Here is an 18,036-nt window from a genome sequence, read left to right as displayed (position 1 = left end):
GGTGTCGGGTCGTCAAACCTGCTTAGAGGGTCTGAACCGTCTCCGGTTCACGAAGCCGTGCACGCCCGGCTCGGGTCGGGGCGGCGGGCGCGCCTATGACGCGCCGGATTCGGCGTCGCGGGCCAGCCGCGCTTCGCGCAGCGCGCGACGGCGCTCGGCGAAGAACGACTTCAGCGCGGCGCCGCACTCGTCGGCGAGCACGCCGCCGGTCACTTCGGTATGGTGGTTCAGCTGCGGATTCGCGAACGCGTCGATCACGCTGCCGCAGGCGCCCGTCTTCGGATCGGCGGCGCCGTAGACGACTCGCGCGATACGCGCATGCATGATCGCGCCCGCGCACATCAGGCACGGTTCGAGCGTCACGTACAGCTCGCAGCCGGGCATCCGGTAATTCTGCAGATGCTGCGCGGCCATGCGCAGCGCGGCCATTTCCGCATGGGCCGACGGGTCGTGCCCGCCGATCGGATGGTTGAAGCCGCGCGCGATCACTTCGTCGCCGCGCACGAGCACCGCACCGACCGGCACTTCGCCGGCCGCGCGCGCCTCTTCGGCAGCGGCCTGCGCGAGACGCATGAAATGCAGGTCGCGCGCCGATACGGGCGCAGCTTCGGGAACGGGAGAATCGGCGGCGGGTTCGGCCGCCGGGGTGTCTGCCGGGCGGGCTGCGTCGTGCAGCGCGTCGGACGTCACATCGGCCCCGCTTCGGCGGACGCTTCGTCGAGCCCGCGCTCGCACAGGCGCTCCGCGATGCGCCGGCAGTAATCGCGCGGCATCACCATCGGGCCGCCGCGCAGCGATTCGAGCGCCATGTCGAGCGCGAGGATCTTCGCCTGGAGCCGGCACCGCGCGGCACGGTCGCTGACCGCCTGCACTTCGTCGTGCAGGTTGCGCAGCGCGCGCAATTGCTCGACGGCCGGCGGCACGAAGCCCGCATTCTTCAGGATACGGTTGGCCACCCGCACCTCCTCGGGCACGAGCAGGTCGTCATCCAGCGCCTGCGGCGCGCCGGTACCCGGCAAATCGTCGAACTCGCCCCGCGCGGCGGCGGCGGCAATACGTTGTTCGACCAGGGCGTCAAGCAATCTCATCAGTCAATCGGAACAATGCGGCAGGCCGAATTCTAGCAGGGTGACGCGGGTATGACAGGCCCTTCGAATATATGCTCGACATTGCATTTTTAGGGGCCGAATCGCCGCGCATGCGTGCCGATCGGCATCATTTGCCGCGCTGCTGCGCCGCAGCGGGCTGCAAGCTGTCCCGACACCCGCGAACGGACGCAATGCCGGCCCCGTTTTTTGTCAGTGGCGACGCAGGCCGAGCCGCGCCGATACGGTGAAATTCAGGCCGCCGTGTTTCCGACGCCGGGTCACGCGGCCACCGTTTCCGGCCGCGCTTTCGCGAACGGGCGGAACATCATCGCCATCAGGAACGCGCCGACGCCGATCGCGAACGAACCGACGTACAACCAGCCATAGCTGCCGAACGTATCGACGATCAGGCCGCCGGCCACGGGGCCCGCGGCCATCCCGAGGCTGCCGGCCATCGCGCAGCCGCCGATCACGGTGCCCATCATCCGCAGCGGGAAGTTCTCGCGCGCGAGCACCGAATACAGCGGCATCACGCCCGCATAGATGAAGCCGAACAAGGTCGCGACCGCGTAGAACCCGTCGATCGTGCGCACGAAGTCGTACCCGAGCGCGCCGAGCGCCTGCGCAAACAGCCCGGCCACCAGCGTGCGCTTCGCGCCGATGCGGTCGCCCAGGATCCCGAACGCGATCCGGCCGCCCATGCCGGCAAGCCCTTCGACGCTGTAGATCGACACCGCGACGATCAACGGAATCCCGCAAGTCACCGCGTAGCTGACCGTATGGAAGATCGGGCCGGAATGCGTCGCGCAACAGAAGAAGTTGGTCAGCAGCAGCACGATGAACTGCGGCGAACGCAGCGCGTGCGCGACCGACATCGCCGCGGGATCACCGGCCGGCGCGGGAGCCGCGGAGGCCGCCGGGGCCGCATGCGCGCCGTCGAGCGCGGGCGCGCGGCGCACCAGCAGCGACACCGGAATCATCACGACGGCCGCCAGCGCCGCAATCAGCAGCATCGACGTGCGCCAGTCGCGCACCGACACGAGCCACGCGGCCAGCGGGGCCATCGTCATCGGCGCCATCCCCATGCCGGCCGACACGAGCGACACCGCCAGGCTGCGGTGCGTGTCGAACCAGCCCGTCACGCATGCCATCATCGGCGCGAATATCGCGGCCGTCGCACCGCCGACGGCGAGGCCGAAAGTCAGCTGGAACGCGAGCAGCGACGGCGCGCGGCTCGCCAGCGCCAGGCTTGCCGACAGCAGGACGGCACCCGTCATGACGACCGGGCGCGTGCCGACGCGGTCCGACAGGCTGCCCCACCCCATGCTCGCGAAAGCCATCGCGATGAAGCCGAGCGTCATCGCGCCGGAAATGCCGGTCATCGACCAGCCGGTGTCGCGCGCGATCGCGCGCAGAAAAACGGGCAGCGAAAACATCGCGCCGATGGCGATGCAGCCCATCAAGCCGCCCGCGGCGACGATGACCCAGCGGTATCGGGAATCCGGCATGGGAGGTCTCCTTTTCGTTACGGCACTCCTCGGTACCCGGGCGCTACCCGCAAGGTGCAATGCCCGGTCGACATGGATACGACGGGCGACGCATCGGGAAATCGACACGCGCGGCACGGGCGCCCGCGAATTTCCTTGATTGTCCGCCGCTCCACTTCGCCCGTCATGGGTGGATCGGATCGACACCTCACGCCGGATCGTCCGTCCGGTCCGCCCCTGCCGCCGTGCTTTTCCGGAATCGGAAAGTCGAAATCAGAAATCGTTGGTTGGGACGCGCGATCGCGCTGACTACACTCGAGCGATCTTGTCATAACAAGTTGATCGATGACCTCACCCAACGTCGTGCCGCTGTCCGCGGCCCCGCTCTACGTGCAGATCAAGGACACGCTGCGCGCGCGCATCCTCGACGGCACCTATGCGCCGCACAGCCGGATGCCCTCCGAGCACGAACTCTGCGCGGCGTTCGGCGTCAGCCGGATCACGGTGCGCCAGGCGCTCGGCGATCTGCAGAAGGAAGGACTGCTGTTCAAGCTGCACGGCAAGGGCACCTTCGTGTCGAAGCCGAAGGCATTCCAGAACGTGACGTCGCTGCAGGGTTTCGCCGAGGCGATGTCGTCGATGGGCTACGAGATCGTCAACCAGGTGCGCAGTGTCCGCACCGTCAAGGCCGACCGCCATCTCGCAACGAAGCTGAACGTGCCGGAAGGCGCGCCGCTCGTCGAGATTCACCGCGTGCGGCTGCTGAACCGCGAGCCCGTGTCGCTCGAACAGACCTGGGTGCCCGAGGCACTCGGCAAGCGCCTCGCGGGTGCCGATCTCGCGACCCGCGACATCTTCCTCATGCTGGAAAACGACTGCGGCATTCCGCTCGGCCATGCCGACGTGTCGATCGACGCGATCCTCGCCGACGACGAGATCGTCGATGCGCTGCACGTCGAGGAAAGCAGCCCCGTGCTGCGCATCGAGCGCCTCACGCATGACGCGTCGGGTGCACCGATCGACTACGAATACCTGTACTTCCGCGGCGATGCCTTCCAGTACCGGCTGCGCATCGACCGGCAAAAACCGCGCAAACCTGCAAGGAAACAACGATGACTACCCATGTGCTCGAATACGACATCGTCGTGGTCGGCGGCGGCACGGCCGGCCCGATGGCGGCGATCAAGGCGAAGGAGCGCGACCCGTCCCTGCGCGTGCTGCTGCTCGAAAAAGCCAACGTGAAACGCAGCGGCGCGATCTCGATGGGGATGGACGGCCTGAACAACGCGGTGATTCCCGGGCATGCGACGCCCGAGCAATACACGCGCGAGATCACGATCGCCAACGACGGGATCGTCGACCAGGAAGCCGTGTACGCGTATGCGACACACAGCTTCGCGACGATCGAGCAGCTCGACCGCTGGGGCGTGAAGTTCGAGAAGGACGGCACCGGCGACTACGCGGTGAAGAAGGTCCATCACATGGGTTCGTACGTGCTGCCGATGCCGGAAGGACACGACATCAAGAAGGTGCTGTACCGGCAACTGAAGCGCGCGCGCATCGCGATCACGAACCGGATCGTCGCGACGCGCGTGCTGACCGACGCACAGGGCCGCGCGAGCGGCGTACTCGGCTTCGACTGCCGCACGGCCGAGTTCCACGTGATCCGCGCGAAGGCCGTGATTCTCTGCTGCGGCGCGGCCGGCCGCCTCGGCCTGCCGGCCTCGGGCTACCTGATGGGCACGTACGAGAACCCGACCAACGCGGGCGACGGCTACGCAATGGCCTATCACGCCGGTGCCGCGCTCGCGAATCTCGAGTGCTTCCAGATCAATCCGCTGATCAAGGACTACAACGGCCCCGCATGCGCGTACGTGACGGGCCCGCTCGGCGGTTTCACCGCGAACGGCAAGGGCGAACGCTTCATCGAATGCGACTACTGGAGCGGCCAGATGATGTGGGAGTTCTACCAGGAACTGCAAAGCGGCAACGGCCCCGTGTTCCTCAAGCTCGATCATCTCGCGGAGGAAACGATCCAGACCATCGAGCAGATCCTGCATACGAACGAGCGGCCGAGCCGTGGCCGCTTCCATGCGGGGCGCGGCACCGACTACCGCAGCCAGATGGTCGAGATGCACATCTCCGAGATCGGTTTCTGCAGCGGCCACAGCGCGTCCGGCGTGTACGTGAACGCACGCGCGGAGACGACCGTGCCCGGCCTCTACGCGGCCGGCGACATGGCGGCCGTCCCGCACAACTACATGCTCGGCGCATTTACGTACGGCTGGTTTGCCGGGCAGAACGCGGCCGATTACGTGGCCGGCCGCGAGCATGCGCCGGTGAACGACGAACAGGTCGCCGCCGAACGCAAGCGCGTGCTTGCCCCGCTGCTGCGCGAGCGCGGCCTGGCACCGGCGCAGGTCGAATACAAGCTGCGCCGCATGGTGAACGACTATCTGCAACCGCCGAAAGTGACACGCAAAATGGAAATCGGGCTGCAGCGCTTCGATGCCATTACCGAGGATATCGAAGAGATAAAGGCAAGCCATCCGCACGAACTGATGCGCGCCGCCGAGGTGCGCGCGATCCGCGACTGCGCGGAAATGGCCGCGCGCGCGTCGCTGTTCCGCACCGAGAGCCGCTGGGGGCTGTACCACCATCGCGTCGACTTTCCGCATCGCAACGACGCCGAATGGTTCTGCCACACCTGGCTGCGCAAGGACGCCGACGGCGCGATGCGCAGCGAGAAGCGCCCGGTCGAACCGTACGTCGTGCCGCTCGCCGACGACGATCGCGGCGCCTACACGAATCTGCGCATCCGCGAACCGGCCGCGCTCGCGGCCGCCCTCTGAGGAGCCCTACCGTGCCCCATACCCCGCACGACATCTTCCTGCGCAGCAGCGCGCCCGTGACGATCGACGAGGAACGCTGCATTGCCGACAAGGGCTGCACCGTCTGCGTCGACGTGTGCCCGCTCGACCTGCTCGCGATCGACGTGACCAAGGGCAAGGCCTACATGCAGTTCGACGAATGCTGGTACTGCATGCCGTGCGAGCGCGACTGCCCGACCGGCGCGGTCAAGGTCGACATCCCTTACCTGCTGCGCTGAGCGCGCGCGGCCGGTCGTCGTCGCGCCGCCCGCGCGGGCCGTGCATCGACGACGTGACGGCCGGGCCGGCGTTCGCCAGGTTCGCGCCGCCATGCCGCGCCGCCCATGCATCGCGCTGCGCGAGCAGCGGCTTTTTCACCGAACCGATCCTTTGCCCATGACCGCTTTCTCTTCCACCGTCTCGCTGCCCGGCACGCACGATCCGGATCGTGCCGCACTCGCCCTCCGCCTCGCCGCGCCCGACGCATCCGTGCGCCGCATCGCACTGATCGAGCTTGCCGATCTCGAGGAATCCGATCTGGTGCCGTCATTCGTTGCGGCACTGTGCGACGATCCGTCGGCCGACGTACGCAGCGAGGCTGCGCGCGTGCTCGGCGCATGGGAACAGCCCGACGTCGTCGACGCACTGTGCGGCGCATTGCTCGATCCGGACGAAGGTGTACGCGCCACCGCCGCGCAGAGCCTGTCCGAACTGAAGGACGCGGCATCGGGTACCGTGCTGTGCAGATGGGCCGACCGGCCCGAGTCGTTCGTGCGCCGTGCAGTGCTGCGCGGATTGCGCGAGTTGCGCGACCCCGGCGCGTTCGCGCCCGCGCTGCGCGCACTCGATGCCGAACACGCCGCCGTGCGCGCCGAAGCCGTCGCGGTGCTCGGCTGGCTCAGGGACCCCCGTGCGCTGCCGCCGCTCGCGCGCATCGCGACCACCGATGCCGCAGCGGACGTTCGACGCGCCGCGGTCGGCGCGATCGGGTTCGCGGCACCCGACGATGCGGCCACCATCGACGCACTGCTCGCCGCGCTGCGCGACCGCGAATGGCAGGTGCGCGAGGAAGCGGCCACGACGCTCGGCAAGTTGCGTGTCGCGGCCGCGCGCGACCCGCTCGCCGCCGCGCTCGACGACGACTACTGGCAGGTGCGCTTGCGTGCCGCGCGTGCGCTCGGGCAACTGCGCGATGCTGCGGCGGCGCCGGCCGTCGCCGCACTGCTGTCGCATGCGATCAGCAACCTGCGCAAGGAAGCCGCGCTCGCGCTCGGTGAATTGCGCGACCGCGCGACGTTGCCCGCGCTCACCCACGCGCTGGAGGATCACGATCCGGAAGTGCGCAAAGCCGTGCGAATCGCGATCCGGCAAATCGACGAGGCATCGCGATGATCGCGCCGACCGAAATCGCGCTCGATCACGCTGCACGCGCGTTGACGCTCCGCTGGCCGGACGGTCGCACGCAGCGCATCGGTTATGCGCAGCTGCGCGGCGATTGCCCGTGTGCGGAATGCCGAAGGATCCGGCTCGACGGCGGTCGTGTCGATGCGCGGCCCGACCTGACGCTGGCCGGCCTCGAGGCAGCCGGCTACGGCATCCGCGCCCTCTTCGGCGACGGCCACGCCCGCGGTATCTATCCGTGGCCGTTTTTGGCTGACATGGCCGACATGGCGGACAGGGCGGACACGACGGCGCGGCCGTGACGTGGCTCCCGCAGGTGCGCGGACGACATGGCAGACGTGCGGAAACGCTGCGATACTGACGCCCACGATCGTCTCCACCCACCGTGGGAGTCAGAACATGCAAACCGCAGTCGGATTCATCGGCCTCGGCGTGATGGGCACGCCGATGGCGCTCAATCTCGCGCGGGCCGGCACGCCGCTCGTCGTATGGAGCCGGTCGCACGGCAGCGACGATGCGTTGCGCGACGCCGGCGCACGCGTGGCCGAGCACGCCGACGACGTGTTCGCCGCCTGCTCCACCGTGATCCTGATGCTCGCGAACGACGCGGCGATCGACGCCGTTCTCGCGCGCGGCACGCCCGGTTTCGCTACCCGTGTCGGCGGGCACACCATCGTGAACATGGGCACGAACGCTCCCGGTTATTCGCGCGCGCTGGCCGATGAAATCGCCGCCGCGTCGGGGCGCTACGTCGAAGCGCCGGTGTCGGGTTCGCGCAAGCCGGCCGAAGCCGGCCAACTCGTCGTGATGCTCGCCGGCGCGCCGGACGACGTCGACGCCGTCCGCGCGCTCGTGAAGCCGCTGTGCCGCGACAGCTTCGTGTGCGGCGACGTACCGTCGGCGCTGACGATGAAGCTCGCCGTGAACCTGTTCCTCATCACGATGGTCACCGGACTGACCGAAGCCACGCATTTCGCGCAAAGCCACGGTATCGATCTCGCCCGCTTCGCCGACGTGCTGAACGCGGGACCGATGGCGAGCGACGTGTCGCGCGTGAAACTCGGCAAACTCGTCGCGGCGGATTTCTCGGTGCAGGCCGCGATCACCGACGTGCTGAAAAATGCGCGCCTCGTCGCGGAATCCGCGCGCGGCGCCAACATCGCGTCGCCGCTGCTCGACATCTGCCACGCGCTTTACGGCGAGACCGAGCGGGCCGGACATGGCGCGGACGACATGGTCGCCGTGATCCGCGCGATCGAGCAGCGCACGCACGACGCGCGGTGAATCGTCACCGCCCGCCCCCTCGACCACGCGCACGCATCGATCCGTCATGTCCGACTCGCCCCGCTCCCCGACCGGCGTCATCGCCTCCATACGCCCCGTTCCCGCCGTGATCGGCATCGTCCTGCGGGAACGCGACGTGCTGCTGGTGCGCCGCGCCAATCCGCCCGATGCGGGCTGCTGGGGCTTTCCTGGCGGCAAGATCGAAGCAGGCGAATCGATTACGAGCGCGATCGTGCGCGAGATCGTGGAAGAGACGACCGTCGACGTCGAGGCACTCGACGTCTTTACCGCGCTGGATGCCTTCGATTACGATGCTGGCGGCAACGTGCACCAGCATTTCGTCATGGTCGCGGTGCTGTGCAACTGGCTGCGCGGCACACCTGCTCCCGGCGACGACGCGCTCGACGCGCGCTGGTTCGATCTCGCCGAGCTCGACCGCGACGATTTGCCGATGAGCGCGGGCGTTCGCGACGTCGCGCGACGAGCGATCGAGCGTGCAGCGAGCCTCGGCGACGCACGGCGTCCGGCCATTCCCTGAAACAACGCCGTCTGCCCGCATCCCTTGCGAGCGGCCCGATCGCGGCCATGACGGTGTCGGCGGGCCGCCGACCTTCAAACTACAAATCAAGACAGGTCAAACCATGATCAGAATTCGCAAGTCCACCGAGGCCGACGGCGCACGCGTGCTGGATATCTGGCGCAACGCGGTCGACGCCACGCATCACTTCCTGAGCGACGACGATCGTCGCGCGATCGAATCCGAAGTGGTCGGGTTCCTGCCCGGTGCGCCGCTCGATCTCGCCGTCGACGAGGCCGACCATGCGATCGGCTTCATGCTGCTCGACGGCAGTCACATGGAAGCCCTGTTCGTCGATCCCGCGCACCATGGGGCAGGCGTCGGACGCCTGCTCGTGGAAGACGCACTCACGCGTCATCCCGACCTGTCGACCGACGTCAACGAGCAGAACGAATCGGCAGCGCGATTCTATGAGCGGCTCGGCTTCGAGCGCTGCGGGCGCTCGGCGCTCGACGGACAAGGACGACCGTATCCGCTGATCCACCTGCGCCATCGCGCGGCACCGCCCTCGTCGCCACGGCACGCATGACCCGTCTGGCCGGCGCGGGAGATCGCGCCGCCCTCTACGTCACACGCACGGCACATGCGAACGCGGCTGCGTACTACCGAGTCCGCGCCCCGCATGCCGCGCGTGCACCGGTACGCGTGCCAGGTGACGCATCATGCGCGACGCATCGGCAGCACGCGTTCGACCATTGAAAAAGCGCGCTGCATGAAGCCGTTGAACCGGTCGGCGTCGCGCCGCAGCCCTGACTGCTGCCCACCGATCAGGCACAAGTGCACGGCCTGCCCGACGATCTCGGCCTCGCCCGGCGTGCGCACCAGCCGGCGCGACGTGTCGATCGCAAACGCGAGCCGCGCCGCGTCGACACGCTGCTGGCATTCCGCGACCAGCGGATCGTGCAATGCCCAGGCACGGATCGCGATTTCACGCCCTGGCCGTTTCTCGGCGGCAATGCGCAGGTAGCGCAACAGCGTGTCCCCGGCACCGTGGCCCTCCGCCGCATACGCCAGCATGCGCACGGTGTAGTCGTCCTCCCACGCGGTCAGCAGGGTCCTAACGAAGTCCTCGCGATTGCGGAAGTGGTGATAGAACGATCCGCGCGTCACGTTCAGCCGACGCGCGAGACTCTCGGCCGAAATGCCCACATACCCCTCTCCGTCGAGGGCGTCGAAGCCCGCGGCAATCCAGTCGTTTCGCGTTAGTGTGCTCATCGTCTTCGCCATACAGGCTGTGTATGGTGCGGCATGGACAGATAGGCTGCGAACTCTATCACGGCCGCCGCCGCTTCCGGCAGCGCGCCATTACGTAAGGAGTCCGCCTTGAAAGACATCGCGCTCGTCGCATTCGACCGGTTCACCGATATCGACCTGTTCCTGATGTGGGACATTCTCGGTCGCAACAGCAAGGACTGGCGCGTCCGGATCCTGGGTGCGCAGCCGGTGCTGCATTCCGCCCAAGGTCTGGCGATCCCGACGCACGGCCCGCTCGCCGACGCCAATCGCGCCGACGCGGTCCTGTTTTCGAGCGGCAAGGAAGGTGTACCGGCCGCGCTCGCCGATCCTGATTTCCTGCCGTCGTTCGATCTCGATCCCGTACGCCAGCTTGTCGGGTCGATCTGCGGCGGCGCCTTCATTCTCGAACGGCTCGGGCTGCTACCGCAGCGCCGCGCGACGACGCACCCCGAAGCGCGGCAGGGTTTGCAGGCAGTCGGGCTGCAAGTGATGGACCAGCCGCTGGTGTGTCACGGCAACGTCGCGACCGCGGGCGGATGCCTTGCGTCGCTCTATCTGACGGGATGGCTGGTGGAATCGATGTTCGATGCGGACAAGCGGCGCGAGACGCTGCTGCCCGTGCTGCCTGCCGGGCAACGGGAGATTTTCGAAGCGCTGATCGAGTTCAGTCTCGGGCAGGGTGCGGGACACGCCGCGGGCCCGATCCGGATCGGCGAAGGCGGAAACGGGATTGCGGCATGACGCGCGGGTCGAGGGGCTGCCGCTAGCCTGCACCCTTCTGCATCGTCGCGCCTCGTGCGTCCTGCCAGGCCAACGGCGAATCGGGACGCATTCGCGGGCGATCCCAGGCATCGATCGGATCGGCTTGTACCGCACGGATGGTTGTTTGCCGGGCTGAACGAGTCCGTCGTGGGCCGGGAAATGCTAACCTCTCGGCCTCTCTGAACGACACCGCGTGAAGCAACAGGATTCGACCATGCAAACCGTTGCGGTACTGGACTTCGAAACAACCGGACTTTCGCCGAACCTGGGTGATCGTGCGACCGAAATCGCCGTCATCCTCCTCCGCGACGGACAAGTCGTCGATCGTTTCCAGAGCCTGATGAATGCAGGCAGACGCATACCGTCGGACGTGGTCGCGCTGACCGGCATCACGAACGAGATGATCGCATCGGCGCCGCCGGCATCGAAAGTCATGAAGGAAGCGGCTGCGTTCGTCGGCAAACACGCGGTCGTCGCCCACAACGCCGGTTTCGACAAACGGTTCTGGCAGGCGGAACTCGGGCTGCTTGGCATGACGGCCGAGCATGCCTTTGCCTGCACGATGCTCGTGGCGCGACGCATTTACCCGGACGCGCTGAGTCATCGCCTGTCGAGCCTCGCGGACATGCTGCGATTGCCGAAATCGGGACGGGCGCACCGGGCGATGGTCGATGCCGAAATGGCCAGCCACCTGTGGTGCAGGCTGCAGCAGGACATTGCCCGGACTTACGGGCTGGATCGTATCGATCACGCGCTCATGACGCGTGTCCAGGCAACGGCGAAGGCGAAAGTGCCGATGTACCTGCGCTCGCTCGCGGGCGCGCATGCGTGAGAATCGGTCGACGGCCGCAGGCGATCGCTGTAAGGCACATGACGGATTGCCGCATCACGCGTGCCACGCGACGTTCCATGACTCGGGCAGCATGTGAGCGCAAAACGGCTTGGGAATCTCCCGACACGAATTGAAAAAAGGCCATGCAGTCGCATGGCCTTGGTCAACCATTGCCGCAGGTACTGAAAAATCGTTATCAGGTGCCTCAGGCGAAAACGGCATTCAGCGTTGCAAGAATTGCGGTCTGGCTGCCCCCTGCCAACGGAACCGTCACCGTAGATCCACTGAAGCCGACCACGCTTTGTCCGGCCGGAGCAGACTGTACGAAACCATTCCGGGTGGTTGAGCCGGCCATACTGCCGAACGGGCCATAAGTGGCCCCGCTTTTCCCGGTCAACGTGAGTTGCAAAACACATTGCCAGCCGTACCACACGCCCGTGTAGCCGGAAATGGACACGATCGGATCGTCAAGCGGAATATTGATGACCTGGGCAGTCCCGCTGTTTCCGCCGTGTTGCAACAAGGTGAATATTCCGGTTCCCGTTCCCTGGGTGCCGGTGTTATATGGCCCCGTCCCGGTATTGACGGCCTGAACCGCGTTGAGTACGTCGCCTGACCGGATCGTCATTCGGGTTAGGTTGGGATTACCTGCGGCGCTGATAATCGGTGTGTCGTCGAAGGCGTTGCTGGTGGGTGGATTTCCAAGTTGATCGAGAATCATGAACTGCGCCTGCTCGAACTGGAAGTTTCCCGAATTGAAGCGCCAGACAAAAATATCCTGATAATCGTACCGCGTACCCCCGGAAGAAAAACCTTCCGAAACCATGCTCCAGACCTGTTGCGCACTGGCATTGGGGGCGGAATTTCCTGGCTCGAACTGAGCGCCATAGCCAATCCTGGACGGCGATATGCCGGCATCAAGAAAATCCGATAGCGGCGTGCCGTCGTAGAATTGCGGAGAGACAAAATCGAACTGGCTATTGACCGTAGCGTAATCAATCGAACTGGTGGGCCATGCGGGCGTGAATGACAGATAATATTTCACCGGCTGTCGATCGAATTCGGCGCGAATAGCAGAGAACAGAATCTGAAACTGCGTTCGCGTCATTTTATCGGAAACATCACCTTCCCAATCGATATCCAGGCCATTCATTCCATTATTCTGGAGATATGTCACCAGATTATTCGCAAAGTTGGCCGCCTGTGTTTGCGGATCTCCACCTCCCGAGAAAACCGCCGCCAATGTATTGGCGCCGGAATACACCATCGTGGCCAGAAATTTAATTCCAGGATTCACCTGACGCGCATCACGGAGTACAAAATTCAAATAATCCTGATTGGTCAACCCACCCGAATGCGACGCGTTGCCGATCTGGATCGTGGAACTCTGTGCGGCGGGAACGACCTCGAAAAAAGCAATGCCAAGAAAATTTGCACTGTCGTAAACCTTGCAATCGATCAGCGATTGATAGCAACTTTCGGGACTGTTGTAGTTGGTTTGTGGCGGTTCGTCTTCGTTCAAGAAAATCCACGCATTGATGCCGTTTTGTAGGTTTGCCATTTTTCTTTCCTGTGACGTAGCGTTTTTTGGCGGTGGCGCGCGACGCTGCAACTACAGTAGAAGGCCACCAAATACCACGGCCAATCGACCGTGGTGCATCGGCAATGCGGTCACGCCCGGAGACGACACAGCCCCGCAATGAACCAAGGCGTTCCACGTTGCTGAAGACCATTATAGGAAGTGGTAAAAGATAAAACGGTGCAAACTGCGTGAAAAAAATATCGATCCTTTGGAGAAACACGCGACACCAATTCGACGACAAAATCCCTGTCGAACGCAACAATGCACTTTCGGATTCGCCATTCCGGCTTCATTACGCCAACTGGCGACGCATTCAGTGAAAAGCTTCGACACGGCGCGCGGCCGCCATCGTTTCCCTTCACTCAATAATGCTGGTAATCGTATCGAAGAAAGGAAATATGCCCGCCGGAGATACTGCGACATGCACACCGTCGCGGTCGGCGATCTTGTACAGGGCTGTACGGGATTTAAAAGGATTGCGGAATGCGAATTCAGTGAGCCTCGTTTCCCGTTCTCGTGATTGATATCGCTTTTACCGCTACCAATCACGAGCCCTCGATGTGCCCGCAAACCCGCCCCGCATCCCGGATTCTGGAAGGAATTTTACTGCCACGACCGAATCCCGTTGCCGGGGGATTATCGAGTCGCAATCGTGCATTCGGCTACTGCCCGCCCCACTGTCACTTGCAGCGCATACGCGGCGGGCAGTCTCCGGATTCGTAGAAACTTCGTTTCTACGTCAATGGCTTACGACCATGCGGATCGCAACGAAAACCCTGCAAGATCCTGCGCAAGCCAATGATTCAAGAGGAGCCTTTTACCGCTCACTCCCACTCGATCGTCGCCGGCGGCTTGCCCGAGATGTCGTACACAACCCGGTTGATCCCGCGCACCTCGTTGATGATCCGGTTCGACGCGCGGCCGAGCAGCGCGTACGGCAGGTGCGCCCAGTGTGCGGTCATGAAGTCGGTCGTCTGCACGGCGCGCAGCGACGTCACGTAGTCGTACGTGCGGCCATCGCCCATCACGCCCACCGACTTGACCGGCAGAAACACCGCGAACGCCTGGCTCGTCAGGTCGTACCAGGTCTTGCCGACATCGGCTTCGCCGCACAGGCCGGCAGCCGCATCCTGCGCGGTCGCGGTCGTGTTGCGCAGTTCCTCGATGAAGATCGCGTCCGCGCGGCGCAGCAGGTCCGCGTATTCGCGCTTCACTTCGCCGAGAATCCGCACGCCGAGGCCCGGGCCCGGGAACGGATGGCGGTACACCATCTCCGGCGGCAGGCCGAGTGCGACACCCAGCTCGCGCACTTCGTCCTTGAACAGGTCGCGCAGCGGCTCGAGCAGCTTCAGGCCGAGCGTTTCCGGCAGACCGCCGACGTTGTGGTGGCTCTTGATCGTCGTCGCCTTCTTCGTCTTCGTGCCGCCCGATTCGACCACGTCCGGGTAGATCGTGCCCTGCGCGAGCCACTTCGCCTTCGACAGCTTCTTCGCCTCGGCCTGGAACACCTCGACGAACTCGCGGCCGATGATCTTGCGCTTCGCTTCCGGATCGGTCACGCCGGCCAGGTGGCCGAGGAACTGCTCGGATGCGTCGACGTGCACGACCTTCGCATGCAGGCGGCCTTCGAACATGTCGAGCACCATCTTGCCTTCGTTGAGGCGCAGCAGGCCGTGGTCGACGAACACGCAGGTCAACTGATCGCCGATCGCGCGATGGATCAGCGCGGCTGCGACGCTCGAATCGACACCGCCCGACAGGCCGAGAATCACTTCCTCGTCACCGACCTGCTCGCGGATCTTCGCGACGGCTTCCTCGATATGGTTCTTCATGATCCAGTCGGGCTTCGCGCCGGCGATCTGCAGCACGAAGCGCTCGATGATCTGGCGGCCCTTCACCGTGTGCGTGACTTCCGGGTGGAACTGCACCGCGTAGTACCCGCGTGCCTCGTCGGCCATGCCGGCGATCGGGCAGCTCGGCGTCGACGCCATCAGCGCGAAGCCCGGCGGCAGCTCGGCAACCTTGTCGCCGTGGCTCATCCAGACCTTCAGCATCCCGTGGCCTTCGTCGGTCTTGAAATCCTCGATGCCGTCGAGCAGGCGCGTATGGCCGTGCGCGCGCATTTCCGCGTAACCGAATTCGCGGTGGTCGCTCCACTCGACCTTGCCGCCGAGCTGCACGGCCATCGTCTGCATGCCGTAGCAGATGCCGAGCACCGGCACGCCGAGATCCCACACGGCCTGCGGCGCGCGCAGCTGGTGGTCTTCATACGTGCTCGCGTGGCTGCCCGACAGGATCACCGCCTTCGGCGCGAATTCGCGGACGAAGTCGTCGGACACGTCGTTCGGATGGATTTCGCAGTAGACGTGCGCTTCACGCACGCGGCGCGCGATCAGTTGGGTGACTTGCGAACCGAAGTCGAGAATCAGGATTTTGTCGTGCATGGCTGCGGACGGGATGAAGAGAATAAGAAAAGCAGCGCATCGTTTGCATCATGCGCTGCGTCAAAAGCATGGACAGCGGCGTCGGGCGGAAGGCAGCACGCGCGACGCATGGCCGGTCAATCCTGCATCGGCGGGCGCTCGTCGAGTGCGACGGTGCCTGACGACGATTGGCCGGATGCGGCGGATGACGGTGCGGCGGCCGGCGACGGCGCCGCGGGGCGGCTGACGACGGGTTCGACACGCTGCGGCGCGGCCGACGACGCTTGCGCCATCGCAGGCTCGTCCGGACGCGACGCCGGCGCGCGCGCCTCGAGCGCCTGCGCTTTTTCGCGCCGGCGCACGGCCGATGCGAGCCGCACGCCGCCGAGGCCGAGCACGATCAGTGCGACACCCGCCACGGCCGACAGCACCCTGCCGGCGGCGGCGAGCGCGGGACCGCTGCCGGTGCCAATCGACCAGACGATCGTCAGCGCGCCGGTCAGCCAGTACACATGGCCGACCGCGCGCGCGACGGGCGCGGTGAGATCCCCGTTGAACGCTGCATGAAACGCGAGCCACGCGAGCCCGAGCAACGCGATGCCGAACGCCTGGCCGAGCATCGCCGGCTGGACGTTCGCGAGCTGCAGCGCGTTGAAGAGCGACTGCCAGGGCGTCAGCACGAACAGCACGCCGAACGCCAGCAGCAGCACGGCATCGATGATCAGCACGGCTCGCAGCAGCGGTTTCATCGGCGATCAGTCCACGTGGTAGTTCGGCGCTTCCTTCGTGATCTGCACGTCGTGCACGTGCGACTCGCGCATGCCTGCCGCGGTGATCTGGACGAATTCAGCCTTGTCGTGCAGCTCGTCGATCGTGCGGCAGCCGCAGTAGCCCATGCTGGCGCGCACACCGCCGACCAGCTGGAACAGGATCGCGTTGACCGAACCCTTGTACGCGACACGGCCTTCGATGCCTTCCGGCACGAGCTTGTCGATGTTCGCCGAGTTGTCCTGGAAGTAGCGGTCCGCCGCGCCGTCCTTCATCGCACCGACCGAACCCATGCCGCGATACGACTTGTACTGGCGGCCCTGATACAGGAACACGTCGCCCGGCGCCTCTTCGGTGCCCGCGAGCATGCTGCCCATCATCACCGCGTTCGCGCCGGCCGCGAGGGCCTTCGACACGTCGCCCGAGAAGCGCACGCCGCCGTCGGCGATGCACGGCACGCCCGTGCCCTTCAGCGCTTCCGCGACGTTCGCGATCGCGCTGATCTGCGGCACGCCGACACCGGCGACGATCCGCGTCGTGCAGATCGAACCCGGGCCGATACCGACCTTGACCGCGTCCGCGCCGTATTCGACGAGCGCCTTCGCGGCGGCGGCCGTCGCGATGTTGCCGCCGATCACTTCGACGTGCGGGAAGTTCTGCTTGACCCAGCGAACGCGCTCGAGCACGCCCTTGCTGTGGCCGTGCGCGGTATCGACCACGATCACGTCGACGCCGGCCTGCACCAGCAGCTCGACGCGCTCTTCGTTGTCCGGGCCGACGCCGACCGCCGCGCCTGCGCGCAGCTTGCCGTGTTCGTCCTTGCACGCATCCGGGTGCTCGGTCTGCTTCGTGATGTCCTTGACGGTCATCAGGCCGCGCAGTTCGAACGCGTCGTTGACGACCAGCACGCGCTCGAGGCGGTGGCTGTGCATCAGCGCCTTCGCTTCGGCGAGCGGCGTGCCTTCCTTGACCGTGACGAGGCGCTCGCGCGGCGTCATGATCGACTTGACCGGCTCATCGAGGCGCGTTTCGAAACGCAGGTCGCGGTTCGTGACGATGCCGACGAGCTGCGGGCCTTCGACGACCGGGAAGCCCGAGATGCCATGCTGGCGCGACAGCGCGATCACGTCGCGCACCTTCATTTGCGGCGGCACCGTGATCGGATCGCGGACGACGCCCGATTCGAAACGCTTGACCTTCGCGACTTCGCGGGCCTGCTCGGCCGGCGTGAGGTTCTTGTGGACGATACCGACGCCACCCTGCTGGGCCATCGCGATCGCGAGGCGACCTTCGGTGACCGTGTCCATCGCGGCGGACACGAGCGGCATGTTCAGGGAGATGTTGCGGGTCAGCTTGGTCTTGAGGCTGGTGTCGCGCGGGAGAACGTCGGAGAAGGCGGGAACGAGGAGCACGTCATCGAAAGTGAGTGCTTTTTGGATCAGACGCATGGCAAATCCTATGGGCGCAAAAGCGAATTATACGCGAAGCGCCGTGAATTTTCACAACACGAACAACGGCTTAGCCGGTTTCGGCCGTTCGGGGGCCGAATCGTTCGGTTCGCCGTTCGGTTCGTTTTCGATCGTCTTTCGTTTCACCGCCGCATCGAGCCATTCGCGCAACGGGCGGCAATATGGCCCATCGGCCTGTTGCAAACGGGCCACGCAGCCGAAGCAGCCACGGCGAAGCAAGGCCCGGCAACGTGTCGAATCGGCCTGCCTACCCTGAG

At 65.5% G+C, this 18,036-nt stretch carries 20 protein-coding genes; 11 read left to right on the top strand and 9 right to left on the bottom strand.

The genetic code is table 11. From position 1 onward, the window contains the following. Positions 1-93: 93 nt before the first annotated feature. The 3 genes from tadA to ABIC51_RS04840 all read right to left on the bottom strand — a co-directional run bounded on the left by tadA (position 94) and on the right by ABIC51_RS04840 (position 2,596). On the bottom strand, positions 94-690 hold the full coding sequence (tadA, locus tag ABIC51_RS04850; protein WP_021160355.1) for a tRNA adenosine(34) deaminase TadA: 597 nt from the start codon (positions 688-690) through the stop codon (positions 94-96). Continuing rightward, a complete protein-coding gene (locus ABIC51_RS04845; protein WP_006478536.1) occupies positions 687-1,088 on the bottom strand; it encodes a DnaJ family domain-containing protein in 402 nt (133 codons plus the stop codon). Before ABIC51_RS04845 ends, tadA begins: the two co-directional genes overlap by 4 nt. Before the next feature lie 278 nt (positions 1,089-1,366). Beyond that, a complete protein-coding gene (locus tag ABIC51_RS04840; protein ID WP_175852579.1) occupies positions 1,367-2,596 on the bottom strand; it encodes an MFS transporter in 1,230 nt (409 codons plus the stop codon). Positions 2,597-2,920: 324 nt separating this feature from the next. Between ABIC51_RS04840 and ABIC51_RS04835 the strand changes: the two genes are divergently transcribed. From ABIC51_RS04835 to ABIC51_RS04825, 3 genes are read left to right on the top strand one after another with little or no spacing between them, the layout of a single operon-like run. Then, a complete protein-coding gene (locus ABIC51_RS04835; protein ID WP_060084312.1) occupies positions 2,921-3,691 on the top strand; it encodes a GntR family transcriptional regulator in 771 nt (256 codons plus the stop codon). After that, positions 3,688-5,427, top strand: a complete 1,740-nt coding sequence (locus ABIC51_RS04830; RefSeq protein WP_027787121.1) for a fumarate reductase/succinate dehydrogenase flavoprotein subunit — start codon at positions 3,688-3,690, stop codon at positions 5,425-5,427. Before ABIC51_RS04835 ends, ABIC51_RS04830 begins: the two co-directional genes overlap by 4 nt. A gap of 11 nt (positions 5,428-5,438) precedes the next feature. Continuing rightward, the gene (locus ABIC51_RS04825; RefSeq protein ID WP_006764074.1) at positions 5,439-5,684 is read left to right on the top strand and encodes a 4Fe-4S dicluster domain-containing protein; all 246 of its coding nucleotides are present in this window, start codon (positions 5,439-5,441) and stop codon (positions 5,682-5,684) included. Here the strand turns inward: ABIC51_RS04825 and ABIC51_RS04820 are convergent. After that, positions 5,653-5,823 (bottom strand): hypothetical protein, encoded by a 171-nt coding sequence (locus tag ABIC51_RS04820; RefSeq protein ID WP_175852577.1) that lies wholly within the window; start codon positions 5,821-5,823, stop codon positions 5,653-5,655. The genes ABIC51_RS04825 and ABIC51_RS04820 overlap by 32 nt on opposite strands. An 18-nt stretch (positions 5,824-5,841) precedes the next feature. On the opposite strand from ABIC51_RS04820, the gene ABIC51_RS04815 reads away from it, so the two are divergent. The 5 genes from ABIC51_RS04815 (at position 5,842) to ABIC51_RS04795 (ending at position 9,236) form a co-directional block, all read left to right on the top strand. Further along, entirely contained in the window at positions 5,842-6,837 is a 996-nt protein-coding gene (locus ABIC51_RS04815; protein WP_175899049.1) for a HEAT repeat domain-containing protein, read from the top strand. Beyond that, positions 6,834-7,148, top strand: a complete 315-nt coding sequence (locus ABIC51_RS04810; protein ID WP_175899047.1) for a gamma-butyrobetaine hydroxylase-like domain-containing protein — start codon at positions 6,834-6,836, stop codon at positions 7,146-7,148. The genes ABIC51_RS04815 and ABIC51_RS04810 overlap by 4 nt, the downstream gene beginning before the upstream one ends. Before the next feature lie 97 nt (positions 7,149-7,245). Beyond that, positions 7,246-8,130, top strand: coding sequence for an NAD(P)-dependent oxidoreductase (locus ABIC51_RS04805; RefSeq protein WP_027787118.1), 885 nt, complete (start codon positions 7,246-7,248; stop codon positions 8,128-8,130). Between the two features lie 46 nt (positions 8,131-8,176). Next, the gene (locus tag ABIC51_RS04800) at positions 8,177-8,668 is read left to right on the top strand and encodes an NUDIX hydrolase (RefSeq protein WP_146252821.1); all 492 of its coding nucleotides are present in this window, start codon (positions 8,177-8,179) and stop codon (positions 8,666-8,668) included. A 103-nt stretch (positions 8,669-8,771) separates the two neighbouring features. Then, a complete protein-coding gene (locus tag ABIC51_RS04795; protein WP_060084316.1) occupies positions 8,772-9,236 on the top strand; it encodes an acetyltransferase in 465 nt (154 codons plus the stop codon). Positions 9,237-9,367: 131 nt separating this feature from the next. Here ABIC51_RS04795 and ABIC51_RS04790 read toward each other — a convergent pair whose 3' ends face one another. Next, a complete protein-coding gene (locus ABIC51_RS04790; protein ID WP_226128700.1) occupies positions 9,368-9,934 on the bottom strand; it encodes a TetR/AcrR family transcriptional regulator in 567 nt (188 codons plus the stop codon). A 96-nt stretch (positions 9,935-10,030) separates the two neighbouring features. On the opposite strand from ABIC51_RS04790, the gene ABIC51_RS04785 reads away from it, so the two are divergent. Further along, a complete protein-coding gene (locus ABIC51_RS04785) occupies positions 10,031-10,684 on the top strand; it encodes a DJ-1/PfpI family protein (RefSeq protein WP_175899045.1) in 654 nt (217 codons plus the stop codon). A gap of 235 nt (positions 10,685-10,919) precedes the next feature. Next, entirely contained in the window at positions 10,920-11,537 is a 618-nt protein-coding gene (locus ABIC51_RS04780) for a 3'-5' exonuclease (RefSeq protein WP_059494117.1), read from the top strand. A 205-nt stretch (positions 11,538-11,742) separates the two neighbouring features. Here the strand turns inward: ABIC51_RS04780 and ABIC51_RS04775 are convergent, their stop codons facing one another. From ABIC51_RS04775 to guaB, 4 genes are all read right to left on the bottom strand, one after another. Then, positions 11,743-13,098, bottom strand: a complete 1,356-nt coding sequence (locus ABIC51_RS04775; RefSeq protein ID WP_146252825.1) for a glycosyl hydrolase family 18 protein — start codon at positions 13,096-13,098, stop codon at positions 11,743-11,745. Positions 13,099-13,943: 845 nt separating this feature from the next. Next, positions 13,944-15,563: a glutamine-hydrolyzing GMP synthase gene (gene guaA / locus ABIC51_RS04770; RefSeq protein WP_027787108.1), complete on the bottom strand. Its 1,620-nt coding sequence runs from the start codon at positions 15,561-15,563 to the stop codon at positions 13,944-13,946. A 116-nt stretch (positions 15,564-15,679) separates the two neighbouring features. Then, on the bottom strand, positions 15,680-16,291 hold the full coding sequence (locus ABIC51_RS04765) for an Asp23/Gls24 family envelope stress response protein (RefSeq protein WP_060084320.1): 612 nt from the start codon (positions 16,289-16,291) through the stop codon (positions 15,680-15,682). A 6-nt stretch (positions 16,292-16,297) separates the two neighbouring features. Beyond that, positions 16,298-17,758: an IMP dehydrogenase gene (guaB, locus tag ABIC51_RS04760; RefSeq protein WP_027787106.1), complete on the bottom strand. Its 1,461-nt coding sequence runs from the start codon at positions 17,756-17,758 to the stop codon at positions 16,298-16,300. Between guaB and ABIC51_RS04755 the strand changes: the two genes are divergently transcribed. Beyond that, entirely contained in the window at positions 17,757-18,035 is a 279-nt protein-coding gene (locus ABIC51_RS04755) for a hypothetical protein (RefSeq protein WP_155633576.1), read from the top strand. The two genes, guaB and ABIC51_RS04755, sit on opposite strands and share 2 nt — an antisense overlap. The last annotated feature ends 1 nt before the right edge of the window (position 18,036 follow it).

The sequence above is a fragment of the Burkholderia sp. 572 genome (assembly GCF_040545135.1).
GTDB lineage: Bacteria > Pseudomonadota > Gammaproteobacteria > Burkholderiales > Burkholderiaceae > Burkholderia > Burkholderia cepacia.
The sequence above is the reverse complement of the archived record's forward strand: the minus strand, read 5'-3'. Positions and strand labels throughout refer to the sequence as shown.

Bases quoted from the DNA above. Each gene is read 5' to 3' on its own strand.
- ABIC51_RS04815 (WP_175899049.1), top strand. From the start codon at position 5,842: ATGACCGCTTTCTCTTCCACCGTCTCGCTGCCCGGCACGCACGATCCG.
- ABIC51_RS04845 (WP_006478536.1), bottom strand. From the start codon at position 1,088: ATGAGATTGCTTGACGCCCTGGTCGAACAACGTATTGCCGCCGCCGCC.
- ABIC51_RS04805 (WP_027787118.1), top strand. From the start codon at position 7,246: ATGCAAACCGCAGTCGGATTCATCGGCCTCGGCGTGATGGGCACGCCG.
- ABIC51_RS04830 (WP_027787121.1), top strand. From the start codon at position 3,688: ATGACTACCCATGTGCTCGAATACGACATCGTCGTGGTCGGCGGCGGC.
- ABIC51_RS04800 (WP_146252821.1), top strand. From the start codon at position 8,177: ATGTCCGACTCGCCCCGCTCCCCGACCGGCGTCATCGCCTCCATACGC.
- ABIC51_RS04755 (WP_155633576.1), top strand. From the start codon at position 17,757: ATGGCAAATCCTATGGGCGCAAAAGCGAATTATACGCGAAGCGCCGTG.
- ABIC51_RS04795 (WP_060084316.1), top strand. From the start codon at position 8,772: ATGATCAGAATTCGCAAGTCCACCGAGGCCGACGGCGCACGCGTGCTG.
- ABIC51_RS04835 (WP_060084312.1), top strand. From the start codon at position 2,921: ATGACCTCACCCAACGTCGTGCCGCTGTCCGCGGCCCCGCTCTACGTG.
- ABIC51_RS04810 (WP_175899047.1), top strand. From the start codon at position 6,834: ATGATCGCGCCGACCGAAATCGCGCTCGATCACGCTGCACGCGCGTTG.
- ABIC51_RS04780 (WP_059494117.1), top strand. From the start codon at position 10,920: ATGCAAACCGTTGCGGTACTGGACTTCGAAACAACCGGACTTTCGCCG.
- guaB (WP_027787106.1), bottom strand. From the start codon at position 17,758: ATGCGTCTGATCCAAAAAGCACTCACTTTCGATGACGTGCTCCTCGTT.
- guaA (WP_027787108.1), bottom strand. From the start codon at position 15,563: ATGCACGACAAAATCCTGATTCTCGACTTCGGTTCGCAAGTCACCCAA.
- ABIC51_RS04775 (WP_146252825.1), bottom strand. From the start codon at position 13,098: ATGGCAAACCTACAAAACGGCATCAATGCGTGGATTTTCTTGAACGAA.
- ABIC51_RS04790 (WP_226128700.1), bottom strand. From the start codon at position 9,934: ATGGCGAAGACGATGAGCACACTAACGCGAAACGACTGGATTGCCGCG.
- ABIC51_RS04765 (WP_060084320.1), bottom strand. From the start codon at position 16,291: ATGAAACCGCTGCTGCGAGCCGTGCTGATCATCGATGCCGTGCTGCTG.
- ABIC51_RS04840 (WP_175852579.1), bottom strand. From the start codon at position 2,596: ATGCCGGATTCCCGATACCGCTGGGTCATCGTCGCCGCGGGCGGCTTG.